Source organism: Bradyrhizobium sp. 170 (genome assembly GCF_023101085.1).
Classification (GTDB): Bacteria; Pseudomonadota; Alphaproteobacteria; order Rhizobiales; family Xanthobacteraceae; genus Bradyrhizobium.
In genome coordinates this window covers 6,887,336-6,903,011 of sequence record NZ_CP064703.1, presented here as the reverse complement: position 1 = coordinate 6,903,011, position 15,676 = coordinate 6,887,336, and the positions used below count along the sequence as shown (strand labels likewise).

Annotated in this window: 11 protein-coding genes and 1 pseudogene; 4 read left to right on the top strand and 8 right to left on the bottom strand. The window is 60.6% G+C overall.

Annotated elements, in window-relative coordinates; translation table 11 throughout:
* Window positions 1-145 precede the first annotated feature (145 nt).
* Both bcsS and IVB05_RS32255 read right to left on the bottom strand, forming a co-directional pair.
* On the bottom strand, window positions 146-844 hold the full coding sequence (gene bcsS / locus IVB05_RS32260; protein ID WP_247780042.1) for a cellulose biosynthesis protein BcsS: 699 nt from the start codon (window positions 842-844) through the stop codon (window positions 146-148).
* A gap of 102 nt (window positions 845-946) precedes the next feature.
* Window positions 947-2,989 carry a glycosyltransferase family 2 protein gene (locus tag IVB05_RS32255; RefSeq protein WP_247780041.1) on the bottom strand — a complete coding sequence of 681 codons (2,043 nt, stop codon included), beginning with the start codon at window positions 2,987-2,989 and terminating at the stop codon, window positions 947-949.
* A gap of 1,149 nt (window positions 2,990-4,138) precedes the next feature.
* Between IVB05_RS32255 and IVB05_RS32250 the strand changes: the two genes are divergently transcribed.
* The 3 genes and pseudogenes from IVB05_RS32250 to IVB05_RS32240 all read left to right on the top strand — a co-directional run bounded on the left by IVB05_RS32250 (window position 4,139) and on the right by IVB05_RS32240 (window position 6,398).
* A complete protein-coding gene (locus IVB05_RS32250) occupies window positions 4,139-4,315 on the top strand; it encodes a hypothetical protein (RefSeq protein ID WP_247780040.1) in 177 nt (58 codons plus the stop codon).
* Window positions 4,316-4,596: 281 nt separating this feature from the next.
* Window positions 4,597-4,761: a hypothetical protein gene (locus IVB05_RS32245; RefSeq protein WP_247780039.1), complete on the top strand. Its 165-nt coding sequence runs from the start codon at window positions 4,597-4,599 to the stop codon at window positions 4,759-4,761.
* Between the two features lie 190 nt (window positions 4,762-4,951).
* Window positions 4,952-6,398: pseudogene (locus IVB05_RS32240) on the top strand (IS1182 family transposase).
* A gap of 328 nt (window positions 6,399-6,726) precedes the next feature.
* Here IVB05_RS32240 and IVB05_RS32235 read toward each other — a convergent pair.
* From IVB05_RS32235 to IVB05_RS32225, 3 genes are all read right to left on the bottom strand, one after another.
* Window positions 6,727-7,320, bottom strand: coding sequence for a tetratricopeptide repeat protein (locus IVB05_RS32235; protein WP_247780038.1), 594 nt, complete (start codon window positions 7,318-7,320; stop codon window positions 6,727-6,729).
* 489 nt (window positions 7,321-7,809) lie between these two features.
* Entirely contained in the window at window positions 7,810-9,009 is a 1,200-nt protein-coding gene (locus IVB05_RS32230; RefSeq protein ID WP_247778958.1) for an IS91 family transposase, read from the bottom strand.
* A 12-nt stretch (window positions 9,010-9,021) separates the two neighbouring features.
* Window positions 9,022-9,897: a site-specific integrase gene (locus tag IVB05_RS32225; RefSeq protein ID WP_247778957.1), complete on the bottom strand. Its 876-nt coding sequence runs from the start codon at window positions 9,895-9,897 to the stop codon at window positions 9,022-9,024.
* A gap of 420 nt (window positions 9,898-10,317) precedes the next feature.
* On the opposite strand from IVB05_RS32225, the gene IVB05_RS32220 reads away from it, so the two are divergent.
* Window positions 10,318-11,556 carry a vanadium-dependent haloperoxidase gene (locus IVB05_RS32220; protein ID WP_247780037.1) on the top strand — a complete coding sequence of 413 codons (1,239 nt, stop codon included), beginning with the start codon at window positions 10,318-10,320 and terminating at the stop codon, window positions 11,554-11,556.
* A gap of 402 nt (window positions 11,557-11,958) precedes the next feature.
* On the opposite strand, the gene IVB05_RS32215 is transcribed toward IVB05_RS32220, so the two are convergent.
* The 3 genes from IVB05_RS32215 to IVB05_RS32205 form a co-directional block, all read right to left on the bottom strand.
* The gene (locus IVB05_RS32215) at window positions 11,959-13,158 is read right to left on the bottom strand and encodes an IS91 family transposase (RefSeq protein WP_247778958.1); all 1,200 of its coding nucleotides are present in this window, start codon (window positions 13,156-13,158) and stop codon (window positions 11,959-11,961) included.
* Between the two features lie 12 nt (window positions 13,159-13,170).
* Window positions 13,171-14,046: a site-specific integrase gene (locus tag IVB05_RS32210; RefSeq protein ID WP_247778957.1), complete on the bottom strand. Its 876-nt coding sequence runs from the start codon at window positions 14,044-14,046 to the stop codon at window positions 13,171-13,173.
* A gap of 232 nt (window positions 14,047-14,278) precedes the next feature.
* Entirely contained in the window at window positions 14,279-15,184 is a 906-nt protein-coding gene (locus IVB05_RS32205) for a response regulator transcription factor (RefSeq protein ID WP_247780036.1), read from the bottom strand.
* Window positions 15,185-15,676: the final 492 nt, after the last annotated feature.

The window sequence follows — 15,676 nt, the reverse complement described above, 5'->3', positions numbered from 1 at the left end:
ATCCCATTAGCGGACCTTGGTAGCGTCTTTTCGGATATCCTTCTCCGAAGGACCTGAACAGATAGCTCGTCCAGGGAATTCGGATCTGAAACTACTGCTGGCAGCAGGCCTTGCCTGGCCACGCTGCCTGTAAGACGCCGGACAATCAGAAATTGGCCTGAAGATTGAGCCCGGTATAGAATCCCGTTCCGTACGTGGAGTCACGGACAAAACCCAGCGACACGCCGGACTGCATGCCCAAAACGTTGAAGCCCGTAATGTGAGCCCCGACGCGGACCTGGTCATAGGTCCAGCTGCCCGAGAAAGCCGCCTCGGGTCCAACGAACAGGTTTTGTGCGATGGCGATACCCGTCTTGCCCTGCACGTAGAAGAACTCTGACCCAGTATTGTAGTGCGCCTGGGCGTAGAGCATCGTGTTGCTAGTCGGATTGCCGTAAATCGACGTCAATGCCTTGATGCCGAATAGCGTCGTATTGGATGGCAACAGACCAGGCGCTGCATATACGTGGGCGTTCACCATCGATGGGCCCGCGGCAAGAAGCCATGACCAGCCATTTGAGATGAATTGATACCCCACCAAGCCGTCAAGTGTCGTATCCAGGCCGATGCGTTTCGTGCCGGAGTCGATGAAGCTATAGCGCCGCGCGGATGCGATTCCTTGGACGCGCCAGCCTTGCTCCCATAGGCTTCCGAAAGGAGAGTAACTCGCGGTCAGGTCCGTATAGAAAGCCCCGTAAGAAGCAAAATCGCTGGTGCTTTGGAGCGACAATCGAGGCGGCTCTTCTGCGTTGGCAGTGGCGAGGTTCACCGCGACCAGTGCAGCCAGGCCTGCGAGCCAATTCACGGCGACCGTCTCAAGCAGAGACCTCTCGCAACGTAACATGGTCGTCCGCCGAAGCATTCGGATATTGTTCCTACAGCGTTGACGCTTTAGCGAGTTGTCCTGTCATGTCGGCGCCGATGCCATTCTACCTGAACTACGCAAGGCAAAGCCCGCTGCGATGTCGACAACGGCCTCTCGCCACCCGATCAGGCTTAGGAAACCGTAGAGGAAGAAGCCCGCGTTGATCGAGCAAAAGCCGAAGAACAACAGGTTGCCAGACCACAGGTTCGCGCCGGCGGAAAAGATGGCGGCCGCTGTAAGGGCACACAGCGCAAGCAGATGAGATGCTGGCGCGGCTGTGCGGTCTTCGATCTTCGGTGTGCGAGCAAACGGGCTCTTGCGGCCTGTGATCATCTGCTCCAGCGAACGATAGACGCCGGCAAGGTTAACGGGAACAAGCAGCAGTGTGAGCGCATAGACCCGCAGCAGATCACGCCATTTGTAGCCCGTCCTTGTTAGATCCTGACCGTACAGCAAATAATATGGAGCGGCTGCGACGGGGAACCAAAAGCTGGAGAACTCGCTGCCAAAGGGAATAGTCAGCAGCAGCAGCAAGCCCACATTCGCCAAGGCCGGCGATAGCAAATAGTGTGATCTAATGATCGTCTCGAGTGAACCGGCGCGCGGTGACTGCCTTGCCGACCAGAGTTCGAGCAGGCGCGGGAAAATTATTAGCCCGCCGTTGGCCCACCGGCGGCGCTGGATTACGAGAGCGCCGAAGTCCGACGGGGTCGCGCTGAACGCCAGGCGCTCCGGATGATTGTGCAAACGCCAACCGCGTGCCGCAAGATCAATAGTCGATCCGGTATCCTCAATGAGGGTTTTATCCTGGATGAAGATCGGGATCGGATGACCGCGCTCCTCTGTCATCGTTTTGATCTCGTCCAAGGCTTGGCGGCGGAGAACCGCGTTCGCTCCGACCCAGAACGTGGCATTGTAGGCCGTGAAGCCCTGATGAACCAGATACTGGATATCGGTGGTGGCGCCCGCCACTCGTTCCAGCACCGTCGGCGCATCGGGATAAGCCGAATAGGGCGTCTGCGCGATAGCCATGCGCCGGTCGGCTTCCATGATTGCGACGAGCTTGCGAACGTAGTCAGGAAGAATGATGCTGTCCGCATCAATAGTTATGATGTAATCCGCATCAGGCACGGTGACCTCTGCCTCGGCCGCGGGCGTTTGCAGCAGCAGCGAAACGCCGTTGGCACCTTTCGAAATGCGGAATGTCCGTCCGATCAGCCCGATATAGCTGTTAAGGTTCATTGCCTTGTTTGGCGCATGCGAGAGATTAGCAAATCGCTTGCGCTCGAATATGTCGATGGGCACAGCAAACAGTTTCGCGAGACGTCGGTACTCCAGCTGCAGTCGCGCCGCATCGATGCTCTTCCCGTTCCGAAGGAGGGCCGCCGTTCCGCGGTGCTCTCGGACGAGGCGCTCAATGACTTCGCGCGCGAACAGCTCATCGGCGTGGGCGAAGGCTGGTTGGGAAAGTTCAGCGTATCGTCTTCCGAGGGCTTCCACCACCGTCGCGGCATCGTCGAAGAGAACTCCGATGGCCTGCCGTTCGCGTGATATAGCCACTATTCCCAACGCGGTGCGTTCCAAATAGTCGCGCTCCGCGATACGAAACCGATCTGCCGCTGCAGCGAAAATTTCGTTCAGTTCGACGACAAGCCCGCGCGTCGCTGAAAGCGCTCGTAAATCGGCTCCGACACAGAGCGGCGGGTCGTCGAGAAGCAAGGTGATCCTGCGATTAGGATATTCCGACAGCGCTGCGGATATGATCGTTTGCATCACGACCGGGACTTGTTCCTTATACGATGGCACGAGGATGCTGACCGTCGGGCTACCATCGACTTCGTGGAACGATTGAAGATTGGAATTATCGTCGCGGTCGTTGGAATGACGCTTGAGCTGGCCTATTCGCGTCAACTGATAGACGACGTTCCCATAAAACAGGCTGAGCAAGGCAATGCTGAAGATAATGACGAGAATTATCTTCAGCACTGAACCACCGCCCGAGCCCAACTCGATGCTCGAGAATACACTGGCGAATCCGAGCACAAGCGCAACGATGCTCGTGGCGACGGCAACGCGCGTCAGCAAAATGTCTATCATTGAGAGCCGGGACCGGTGTGATGCCAAGTTTTCCCGACTGCGTAAAGTTAAGAAGTTTGACGCAAGTGAGGCTGGATTCGGGACATCACATGACTATCGACGGCTGAGGTATCACCGTGCCGTGGGTCGGCCAGAAAAGCGCATCGCCCGCTTGTTAGCGGCGAGGTGGCCACTTCCGTTGTTGGCACTTTTCGGACCTGCCCGACCTCACCGACGATGTCCGGTCATTGTGGCTAGAGAGGACATGATCTGGGACCCTCAGCCCTCCAGCCCGCAGACGCATCCCCTGATAGGATCGCGCGCGGCTATGTCGAAGATGTTGGCTGACTGTGAAGTACTTTACATCCCTGTGTTCTTGGTCCGGGCTAAGATGGCGAAGGCTTTCTTACTTTGAAGGAGGCATCCGATGCTCGCGACAATCAAATGGAACTCCCGATATAACGCTCGCGAATGGGTGATGATGGCTGGGGCGCTCGTCGTCCAACTCAGCGCACTGAATGCAAAACGACAGAAGGGTGAAAGCAAATCAAGGCGGCAACTCTGGAAACAATTCGACGACACCCATCATTGGGACTCAACCGCGGAGGAATGGGTCCCAAACCATGATCGGTGATCGTGCAACGCGCTATGCGTCCCGCAGGCCGAATTCCGAGACTTCATGATTCCTCTCACTGACGGGCCTGTCGAGCGGTGCGGTCGCGTACAAGTAACTGGATCGGGATGTGAGTTCCTGCCGCCGCTACCATCACCGGTCACCCCCCGGAATGGCCTCTTCAAGCTGGGTCTGATTCTTGGCAGAATTGCGCGCCATGCAGAAACCCGTCGGGGTTGAGATCGACGGGTTTCCGTACTCTCGCGGGGGCTTGGGCGGGTTCCGCGATTGGCCTTGCGTAGCAACTTGAGATTAACGAATTCCAAAGTTTGCCACTTGTTCCCGAAGTTCTTCGCTGGCCAATAACCAGCGAGCGAGCAACTTCTTACGGCAAGGAGCGGGAGTTGTTTCGAAGGCGCTGAAAAATAAACGTCGGGCACCCGACACAACGCTCGTCAAGCCAAGCCATTCTCGTTTTCAAATAGACGGCCCTTCAATCCCGTTTTATCGTTAGGTGGCAAGCGGATCATCCATAGAGCCGTTCGATGGAAGAATATCGCGCCTATGTGATCGGGCCGGACGGCCACATTATCAATCGGGTCGATATCCGCTGCTCGGATGAGAATGAGGCACGACGGCTCGCAAAAATCGCCGTAGATGGCCACCCCGTTGAGCTTTGGCAAACCGACCGCTTCATAGAACGGTTTGAGCCTGCGCATTAGGCGGCCTGACGCACGACGTTCTGGACGACCCGCGTCGAGCCATGCCTGGACGGGCTCACCCCGGCAGTGACCCAATCATACTTCTTGGCAAAATGGGGAGAAGGGTCGCATTTGCGCGACCCTTCTCCGTAACCGCGCTGGCAAGAACAAGCTTACAGCGTTCAACGGAGTTGAGAATCCGTAAGTTCACGGTGTTCCGTGTCGGAGCTCAACGAAGGAAAAATCTGCAATGCAGTCTCACCCGAAATCATCAGCGACGAACCGCGTAAGGATTCATTCTCATGACCGTGTGGGCGTATGTCGACACCAGCAAGCAGGTCGGGGATCCCGATCAACTGAAGCTGTTCGCCGATCAGGACGCGGCGGACGAATGGTTTCGCGACAACGATCCGGAGGGCGTCGCGTTCGAATATCCGATCATCGGCGGCAAAGAGAAAATCGCTTGAATTACATCCACGGCCGTACCATCGACCTGCATAGCGCAGTCGCGCAGCCTAATTTTGAATTTACTTCCGCTTTGACGGCATACCGGACATGGCGGGACCGAAGGCTGGCTCGACCCGGTCGCGAATGACCCAGGCTGTGTGAAAACCCCGTCGATGCTATGATTCTCTTGCTGAATCGGCGGGGGAAGTGATGCGGGGTTTCGTTCAAGGGGCGGATCGCCAGCAGACGACGCTGTTGCCGGAATGCCTCGATGATTGGGTCGACGAGAGCAATTCTATTCGCGCGGTCGATGTATTCGTGGATGCATTGGAACTGCGCGACCTCGGGTTCGATGGCGTTGATCCTGCGGCGACCGGCCGGCCGGCGTACCATCCTTCGCCGATGCTCAAGCTCTACATTTACGGCTATCTCAACCGGGTGCAATCGAGCCGGCGGCTGGAGCGCGAGGCTGGCCGCAATCTTGAGGTGATGTGGCTGACCGGACGGCTCGCGCCGGATCACAAAACCATCGCCGACTTCCGCAAGGACAATGGCGCAGCGATCAAAAAGGTTTGCGCGCAATTCGTCGAGTTGTGCCGCAAGATGGGCCTGCTGACGAAGGCCAGCGTTGCCATCGACGGCAGCAAGTTCAAGGCCGTGAACAGTCGCGACAACAACTTCACGCAAGGCAAGATCCAGCGCCGCCAGAAGCAGATCGAAGAGAGCGTGGCGCGCTACATGAGCCAACTGGACACCGCCGACCGCCAGACGGCCGCAGGAGAAGAGCCGTCGGAAACGGTGCTGATGACCAAGACGCGGCTTAGGGAAAAGCTGGCGAAGCTCGAAGAAGAAGTGAAACGACTGGCCGCGATTGAAAAGGCATTGCTCGCCTCGCCCGACAAGCAGATATCGCTGACCGATCCCGATTGCCGCTCGATGGCAACGAGCGGGCGCGGCTCAGGCATGGTCGCCTACAAAGTACAAAGTGCGGTCGACACCACGAACCATCTGATTGTCGCGCACGAGGTCACCAACGTCGGCACCGATAGATCGCAACTGGCGACGATGGCGCAGGCGGCGAAAGCCGTGCTGCGCAGCGATAACTTGGACGTCGTTGCGGATCGGGGCTACTTTAAAGGTGAGGAAATCCTGGCATGCGAACAGGCCGGGGTCGCGGTCACGCTACCCAAGCCGCAAACTTCGGGAGCCAAGTCGGCAGGCCGCTTTGGGAAACCTGATTTTGTCTATTTGGCCAAGGATGACGTCTATCGCTGTCCGGCCGGCGAGAAGCCACTTCACCGCTGATGAAGATGGCCAGAAAATGCGGATTTACTTGACGAAGGCGTGCCGCACATGCCCGTTCAAGGATCAGTGCACAACGTCCAACGAGCGCCGCATCAAACGCTGGGAACACGAACACGTCGTCGAGGCCGCGCAGACGCGGCTCGATCAGAACCCGCAAGCCATGCGTGTGCGCCGCGAAACCGTCGAGCATCCGTTCGCCACACTGAAGATGCGGATGGGTGCGACACACTTTCTAATGAAGCGGTTGCCCAATGTCGCGACCGAAATGGCGCTGAACGTACTCGCCTACAACCTCACGCGCGTAGTGAACATCGTCGGCATCAAGCCGCTCCTGGTGGCAATCCGGGCGTGAAGAGCTCGTGCTGTTATGCGCATCGTGTAACCGCTCAGGTCGCTCAGCGTGGCCCGAGGTTGCGCCCGGATTGACTCCAGACTCGATACAGCAAAAATACGCTCAGACCGTCGTGTCGACGCGGATCGTCCCCGGTTGCGTGCAGTTTTTGGGGGCGGAAAAACGTTTTTACACAGCCTGGACCCACAGCAGACATTGCTTCCGCGACGCACGGGAATACTACCGTTCCGGTTTCGACTTCCACTCAACCGCCAGCTTCTGCGCTTCGGCGATCTGTGCCGGGGTCATCTGCTGCGCGACGCGATTTCGATTGCTGATCGCATCTTGGTCACTTCGCGCAGCCGCCAAACTGAGCCACATGTATGCTTGAATATTGTCTTGCGGCACGCCTAGTCCCGTAGCGTAAGAGGCCAAGATATACCTGCGCTCCAATATGACCTTGGTCTGCAGCGCGGCGAAACCACTTCGCAGCCTCGATCCGGTTCTCGGACACGGCCACGCCCGCGAAATGCAGGACCCCGACGTTGAACTGCGCACCATCGTTACCGCGCTCGGCGGCAAGGTGATACCACTTCAATGCTTCAGCTTTGTTCTGAGGCACCCCATTGCCGTTGTCGTACAAGGTCCCCAGGTTGTACTGGGCGAAGGTATGGCCTTGATCGGCTGCGAGGCGCCACCACTTTGCAGCCCTAGCGTAATTTTTCGGCACACCTTGGCCGCCGTCGTACATGAACCCGAGTGCGTACTGCGCCTCGGCATTGCCTTGGTCGGCCAGCGGACGCCAGAGCCGTAGCGCGGTTGCGTAGTCGCGTCTGCTATGCGCCGCCTGCGCATCCTCAAACGGCCCCGCAACAGCGCCTCCCGCCATCGACAGCGGCGAAGCGAGCGCGAGAAGGACCAGGAGGATTCGGACGATCGGCATGGGAAACCTCAATTGGCCGCCGTCGCGACGATGGCGGCTTGTTTGTCGCGGGCCGCCCGCGAAAGGTTCACCGCCGACGGCCTCTTGCGGACACAAACGAACGACCATTGCGCATTAGCCCGGATCCGTGCCTTTGCAAGCATGTCGCCTATTGTGAAGGTTTTCGGATGCCGGCCCCATGACGGTGGTGCCGCGGGCGCGGGGCCGGCGTCCGCAAACCTCCAAGGGAGGAAACCGCGGGAGGGGTACGGGGATGGCGCGGCCTACGCTATGGGGATTTGAGTGCCGCGGATGAGGTGTGTGAATGGAGTCGAGGCGCTCCAGCAGGCCGGTGGACGGTGAAACGGCTGCTGGATGAGGGGCGGGTCGCATCGACCGCAGTGAAGTGTCGGACGATTTGAGACGACGGCTGGATATCTGAGCGCGTTCTACCGTGGCCGGTCGAGAGGCAACTAGTGCGACGATCAGATTTGCGGGGGTGTGACGCGGTCATGAGGTGTCGATCTTGATTGCGGTAGGTGAAGCTGTCGGCCGATGCCGTGGCGTTGCACCGCGCGCGAAGACCTCGATGATGATCATGCGACCGCCGCAGCATGGACAAATCGGCTTGCCGGGATCGGCGGCGGCACCGGTGGGCTCGGCCTGGGAGTTTGAGACGGCGAGCAACTCACGCGCTCGGGCGATGTTGTCGGCGCGCGTGCCGCTGGCCAAAAGGCCGTAGTGGCGGATGCGGTGAAAGCCGTGCGGCAGAACGTGGATGAGGAAGCGGCGGATAAACTCGCCGGTTGGGAGTGTCATGAGCTTCTGGCGATCGCGACCATTGGCACGATAGTCTTTCCACCGGAAGGTGACACCGGTGCGGTCACAGGCGATCAGTCGGCTGTTGGCGATGGCGACGCGATGGGTATAGCGCGACAGATAGGCCAGCACGGCCTGTGGCCCGCCGAACGGGCGCTTGGCATAGACCACCCATTCGGCTCGGCGTAGCGGTGCCAGATACGCCGCGAACGCCCGCGGGTCGGCGAGAGCGGCATGATCGCCGAAGAACTTCAGATGGCCGGTGTTGTGGGCCGCGATCAGCTTCTCCAGGAACAGCCGCCGGAACAGGCGCGAGAGCACGCGGACGGGGAGGAAGAAGCCAGGTCGGCAGGACACCCAGCGCTGGCCGTCGGGCGAGACGCCGCCGCCCGGCACGATCATGTGGACGTGCGGGTGGTGGGTCATGGCTGAACCCCAGGTATGGAGAACCGAGGTGATGCCGACGCGGGCGCCGAGGTGCCTGGGGTCGGCGGCGATCGTGGCCAGGGTCTCGGCCGAGGCCTTGAACAAGAGATCGTAGACCACCGCCTTGTTCTGGTAGGCGATGTCGGCGATGGCTGCCGGCAGCGTGAACACCACATGATAGTACGGCACCGGCAGCAGATCGGCCTCGCGCGCGGCCAGCCAGTCCTTTGCCGCCGCGCCTTGGCACTTCGGGCAGTGCCGATTACGGCAAGAGTTGTACGAGATCTTGGTGTGCGCGCACTTCTCGCAGCGCGCGACATGGCCGCCGAGCGCCGCGGTGCGGCAGTTCTCGATCGCCGACATTACCTTCAACTGGCCAAGGCTCAGATGGCCGGCGTTGGCGCTGCGCCATGCCGGTCCATGATCGCGGAAGATATCCGCGACCTCCAGTGCCGGACGCGGCACGCGAGCCGCGCTTTAGGCCGGTGGCTCGACCCTCTCGATCTTGCGGGCGATATGCTCCAGCGGGCTCATGACTTGTTGGATCGTCTTGGTGGCGACGCGGGTATAGAGCGCCGTGGTGTCGAGCTTGGCGTGCCCGAGCAGCACCTGGATCACCCGGATATCGATGTTCTGCTCAAGCAGATGGGTGGCGAAGCTGTGCCGCAAGGTGTGGAGCGACACGCGCTTGTCGATCTCGGCCCTCTCGGCTGCGGTATGGCAGGCGCGATTGAGCTGGCGCGTAGTCATCGGCTGCACGCGGTCGCGGCCAGGAAACAACCAGCCCTGCGGTCGTGCTGTCTTCCACCAGGCACGCAGCAACTCGAGCAGATGCGGAGACAGCATCACGTAGCGGTCTTTGCGGCTTTTGCCTTGTTCGACGCGGATCACCATGCGCTTGCTGTCGATGTCGCCGATCTTGAGCGAGATCACCTCGGCGGCGCGCAAACCTGCGCCGTAAGCCACACTCAGCGCCGCCTTGTACTTGAGGCCCGGCGCGGCATCCAACAGCCGCGCCACCTCCTCTGGGCTGAGCACGACCGGCAGCTTGCGGGGCTCGTGGAGGAATGTGGTGTGCTCGATGATATCGGAGCGCCTGAGCGTGATCCTGAAGAAGAACCGCAACGCAGCTACGGTATGATTGAGAATCGGGATGTGCGCGCCGTTCGCCGCCAGATGCAGTTGAAAGCGCCGGACGTCCTCGAAGCTCGCCGTGTCGGGCGATCGGCCGAGGAATGCAGCAAAGTCCCTGATGGTGCGGATGTAGCCTTGTTGGGTCTTTGGCGCTAACTTGCGGATCGTCATGTCTTCGATCATGCGCCGCCGTAAAGGGCTCATGGCCTCGTCGGTCATGGGGATGCTCCTGTCTTGAGTGAGGTTGTCGAAACCCCTCGATCTCAAGACAGGACGTCCCGTTGCGCTATCGCCTTGGCTGTGCCTCCCGCCGCAGTGCCCTACCGCGCGAGCGGTTTAGTCCCATGGCACCTTTGAGACATGGTGACCGGCCCTGACGATGTCCGTTCACAGGGGTAGACCGGAAGTCGCCGTGGTCCGGCCAACCCGACGCATTTGACCCACAACAGAAATCCAGAGACCGCATCCATCGCGACGCGGATGGCTACCGCTCGGCAAAAGGCCGATAGGCCCGCTCAGATGTCTCGCGCCACAGGTGAGGTAGTTCACACCAAGATGAAATCGAGAGGGATAAAATGACCAGGCCCACCTGGCGTGAAACAACACCCCATTGTGTGGGCGGCAAAAAGGAGTCTTCCGATGAAATCCGTTTTAGGACTGTCGGCAGCTACTCTGCTGCCGGGCATCATCGCTGCCGCGCTGCTGGGCGCGCCAGCGCGCGCCGATGTCGTTACCGACTGGAACGTGGTCACCGGTACCCTGGTGTCCAGCGACATCGGCAATAACCCCCGACTGCGCATCTTGGCCATCGTGCACGTTGCGATGTCGGATGCGATCAATACCGTGCAGAACCGCTACACCCGCGTGGTCGCGACGGTTCCGGCTGCACCTGGTGCGTCGGCCGAAGCCGCAGCCGCGGCGGCCGCGCGGCAGATCCTTGTTCAGATCTACCTGGCAAAGAAAGACAAGATCGAAGAGGCCTACGCGGCATCGCTCAAGGCGATCCCAGACGGGCCTGCCAAGGCCGAAGGCATCAAGCTCGGTGTGGCGGTCGCCGACGCGGTACAGGCCGACCGCGCAAACGACGGCACTAACGCTCCCGACACTTACCGGCCGCACACTGCCCCAGGGGTATATGTGCCGACCACGCTGCCGATGTGGGAGCAATATGCGCATGCGAAGCCATGGGTGTTCAAGAGTGCCGACCAGTTCCGGCCCGGCCCGCCGCCGGCACTGTCGAGCGCTGAGTGGGCCCGGGACTACAACGAGGTCAAGAGCCTCGGCGGCACCAAGAGCACAGCGCGTACTCCTGAGCAGACCGAGGCCGTGAAGTTCTGGGAAAATGTCAATTTCGGCCCCGCCTGGCAAGCGGCGGCGCGCGAGCTGGCGATGAAGCAAGAGATGCCGCTTGCCGAATGTGCCCGCCTCTTTGCGCTGCTCAACATGAGTTTGGCGAACGCCTACATCGTTAATTGGGATGCGAAGTACACGTACAATCTCTGGCGACCCATCACCGCGATCCGCAATGGCGACCAGGACGGCAACGATGCCACTGAGCGCGATGCCGGCTGGACCTCGTTCAACCCGACGCCGATGCATCCCGAATACCCCTCGCAGGCCACCATCAACGCAACGATCGTGTCGGCAGTTCTGGAATCGGTGTTTGGCCCCGTGCAGGCCATTCCCTTCACGGCAACCGATGTGCGGGATGCGAAGCGGACGCGGCAGTTCGCCAGGCTGGCCGATATGGCCGAGGAGCAGAAGAACGTCCGCGTCTGGGGCGGCGTGCACTATCGATTCGCGATCCGCACCGGCGAGGACGTTGGGCGAAAGGTCGCGGCCTACATGATCGAGAATACGCTCAAGCCCGCGCGTTGAGCTCTTGAGCCGGCCCAACGCGAAGCCCCGGATGCGAATCCGGGGCTTTTACCGATGTCCGATCATGTGAAGGTTTTCGGATGCCGGCCCCATGACGGTGGTGCCGCGGGCGCGGGGCCGGCGTCCGCAAACCTCCAAGGGAGGAAACCGCGGGAGGGGTACGGGGATGGCGCGGCCTACGCTATGGGGATTTGAGTGCCGCGGATGAGGTGTGTGAATGGAGTCGAGGCGCTCCAGCAGGCCGGTGGACGGTGAAACGGCTGCTGGATGAGGGGCGGGTCGCATCGACCGCAGTGAAGTGTCGGACGATTTGAGACGACGGCTGGATATCTGAGCGCGTTCTACCGTGGCCGGTCGAGAGGCAACTAGTGCGACGATCAGATTTGCGGGGGTGTGACGCGGTCATGAGGTGTCGATCTTGATTGCGGTAGGTGAAGCTGTCGGCCGATGCCGTGGCGTTGCACCGCGCGCGAAGACCTCGATGATGATCATGCGACCGCCGCAGCATGGACAAATCGGCTTGCCGGGATCGGCGGCGGCACCGGTGGGCTCGGCCTGGGAGTTTGAGACGGCGAGCAACTCACGCGCTCGGGCGATGTTGTCGGCGCGCGTGCCGCTGGCCAAAAGGCCGTAGTGGCGGATGCGGTGAAAGCCGTGCGGCAGAACGTGGATGAGGAAGCGGCGGATAAACTCGCCGGTTGGGAGTGTCATGAGCTTCTGGCGATCGCGACCATTGGCACGATAGTCTTTCCACCGGAAGGTGACACCGGTGCGGTCACAGGCGATCAGTCGGCTGTTGGCGATGGCGACGCGATGGGTATAGCGCGACAGATAGGCCAGCACGGCCTGTGGCCCGCCGAACGGGCGCTTGGCATAGACCACCCATTCGGCTCGGCGTAGCGGTGCCAGATACGCCGCGAACGCCCGCGGGTCGGCGAGAGCGGCATGATCGCCGAAGAACTTCAGATGGCCGGTGTTGTGGGCCGCGATCAGCTTCTCCAGGAACAGCCGCCGGAACAGGCGCGAGAGCACGCGGACGGGGAGGAAGAAGCCAGGTCGGCAGGACACCCAGCGCTGGCCGTCGGGCGAGACGCCGCCGCCCGGCACGATCATGTGGACGTGCGGGTGGTGGGTCATGGCTGAACCCCAGGTATGGAGAACCGAGGTGATGCCGACGCGGGCGCCGAGGTGCCTGGGGTCGGCGGCGATCGTGGCCAGGGTCTCGGCCGAGGCCTTGAACAAGAGATCGTAGACCACCGCCTTGTTCTGGTAGGCGATGTCGGCGATGGCTGCCGGCAGCGTGAACACCACATGATAGTACGGCACCGGCAGCAGATCGGCCTCGCGCGCGGCCAGCCAGTCCTTTGCCGCCGCGCCTTGGCACTTCGGGCAGTGCCGATTACGGCAAGAGTTGTACGAGATCTTGGTGTGCGCGCACTTCTCGCAGCGCGCGACATGGCCGCCGAGCGCCGCGGTGCGGCAGTTCTCGATCGCCGACATTACCTTCAACTGGCCAAGGCTCAGATGGCCGGCGTTGGCGCTGCGCCATGCCGGTCCATGATCGCGGAAGATATCCGCGACCTCCAGTGCCGGACGCGGCACGCGAGCCGCGCTTTAGGCCGGTGGCTCGACCCTCTCGATCTTGCGGGCGATATGCTCCAGCGGGCTCATGACTTGTTGGATCGTCTTGGTGGCGACGCGGGTATAGAGCGCCGTGGTGTCGAGCTTGGCGTGCCCGAGCAGCACCTGGATCACCCGGATATCGATGTTCTGCTCAAGCAGATGGGTGGCGAAGCTGTGCCGCAAGGTGTGGAGCGACACGCGCTTGTCGATCTCGGCCCTCTCGGCTGCGGTATGGCAGGCGCGATTGAGCTGGCGCGTAGTCATCGGCTGCACGCGGTCGCGGCCAGGAAACAACCAGCCCTGCGGTCGTGCTGTCTTCCACCAGGCACGCAGCAACTCGAGCAGATGCGGAGACAGCATCACGTAGCGGTCTTTGCGGCTTTTGCCTTGTTCGACGCGGATCACCATGCGCTTGCTGTCGATGTCGCCGATCTTGAGCGAGATCACCTCGGCGGCGCGCAAACCTGCGCCGTAAGCCACACTCAGCGCCGCCTTGTACTTGAGGCCCGGCGCGGCATCCAACAGCCGCGCCACCTCCTCTGGGCTGAGCACGACCGGCAGCTTGCGGGGCTCGTGGAGGAATGTGGTGTGCTCGATGATATCGGAGCGCCTGAGCGTGATCCTGAAGAAGAACCGCAACGCAGCTACGGTATGATTGAGAATCGGGATGTGCGCGCCGTTCGCCGCCAGATGCAGTTGAAAGCGCCGGACGTCCTCGAAGCTCGCCGTGTCGGGCGATCGGCCGAGGAATGCAGCAAAGTCCCTGATGGTGCGGATGTAGCCTTGTTGGGTCTTTGGCGCTAACTTGCGGATCGTCATGTCTTCGATCATGCGCCGCCGTAAAGGGCTCATGGCCTCGTCGGTCATGGGGATGCTCCTGTCTTGAGTGAGGTTGTCGAAACCCCTCGATCTCAAGACAGGACGTCCCGTTGCGCTATCGCCTTGGCTGTGCCTCCCGCCGCAGTGCCCTACCGCGCGAGCGGTTTAGTCCCGTGGCACTTTTCGGAAGTGGTGGTCCCGATGCGTGATGTCCCCAGTTGGGGGAAGGCCGGAAGTGGTCAGCGGTGGGGCTAATCGACGTGATTGACCCATTCGGACATCAGGACAGAGCATTTTTGGACAGGCGATAAGGGGCTTCGGAGCGATCCGAGGCCCTTTGCACCGGGGGAACCAGTTCGACAACGATGTCCGGGCCGACACCATTACGCGCGGCGGCGATGGCGACCTGTGTCCGGTTGCATACACCCAGCTTCCGCATGATTTCCCGGACATGCACCTTCACGGTCGTTTCGGTCATTCCAAGCTTGCGGCCGATGACCTTGTTGGGATCACCTTCGCACAGGCAGGCCAGAACCGCATACTGGCGCTCGGTGAATTCAGGAGCGTGCCGAATGCCGTTGGAACCGTTGATGTGTTGAACGCCTACGGCTTTCCGATCAAAAAGTGCGCCGTGCACATTGTCTAGACTGTTGTCTTGCCCCGGGACAAGCTGCCGATCCCGTGGTCCTGCGACCGGCTGCAATTGCTCGGGGTACGAGTCACGGGGGCCGCATTCGGTCGGCAGCGGGCCGTTGGGCGCGTGCGCGGACATGAGGGCCGTGGGCGGGAAGTAGGTGCCGCCATGCAGGACGAATGAAAGGGCTTGCAACGCGAGCTCGGGCGGCATCGAATTGCTGAAGTAGCCCCGGGCTCCGGAACGCATCGCGGCGATGACGCTGGCAGGGTTTTCGTCGTCGGAAACGATTGCCAGGGCAGCTTGACGGCGAAGGGCGTGCAACACCTGTATTTCGGTGGCGATCTCGTGAGGAGAGGGCGTGCCGACGCTGTAAATCAGCATGTCGCAATCGCTATGCTCGACAAGCTTCGTGTGCGCTTCATCGGGGTCGAGCGAAATCAACTCGACCTGTTCGTTTTTGGCCCAGGAACTTAAAAAACTCTCTACCCGAGCTCGCCGAAACGTCATCGCGTCTGCAATAAATACGGTCTTCCCCAATGGGACTGACATAACGCACCCCCTAACTGTGCTATTTCGATATGGACCAGGTTCCATTGGAACGCTCGCATCAAAAAAGATTCAGGTCAGCAATTGCGCGCAAACTTTACTCTTGTTGCACGAAATTCAAGTGATGCAGATGCCGCCAATGAGGAGTATTTGAGGTAATCCGGGATGGCATTTTCGTCCCGAGATTGTCAGTAATGTGCAACCTTCTCGAATGTATCGTTCGATATGTACGCCTATGCGTCGATGTTCTGTCTTACCGGAGCTTTGCCTGATTGAGGCATAGGTGCAGTCATGCGCGAAGATATTGCTTCTTCCAGTTTCCTTGCTGTTATCGTGGTGAGTGTGATTGTGGTTTGTACCGGCTTTCTCGTGCTGGGGATCTGAAATCCAGTCCGAGGCGACTTTGAACCGGCGCGTCGCCAATGCGTCCCACCATTGAAACCGGCGCGACAGCAAACATTAACCGGCAAGGGAGTGGGCTGAACTTTCAGATCG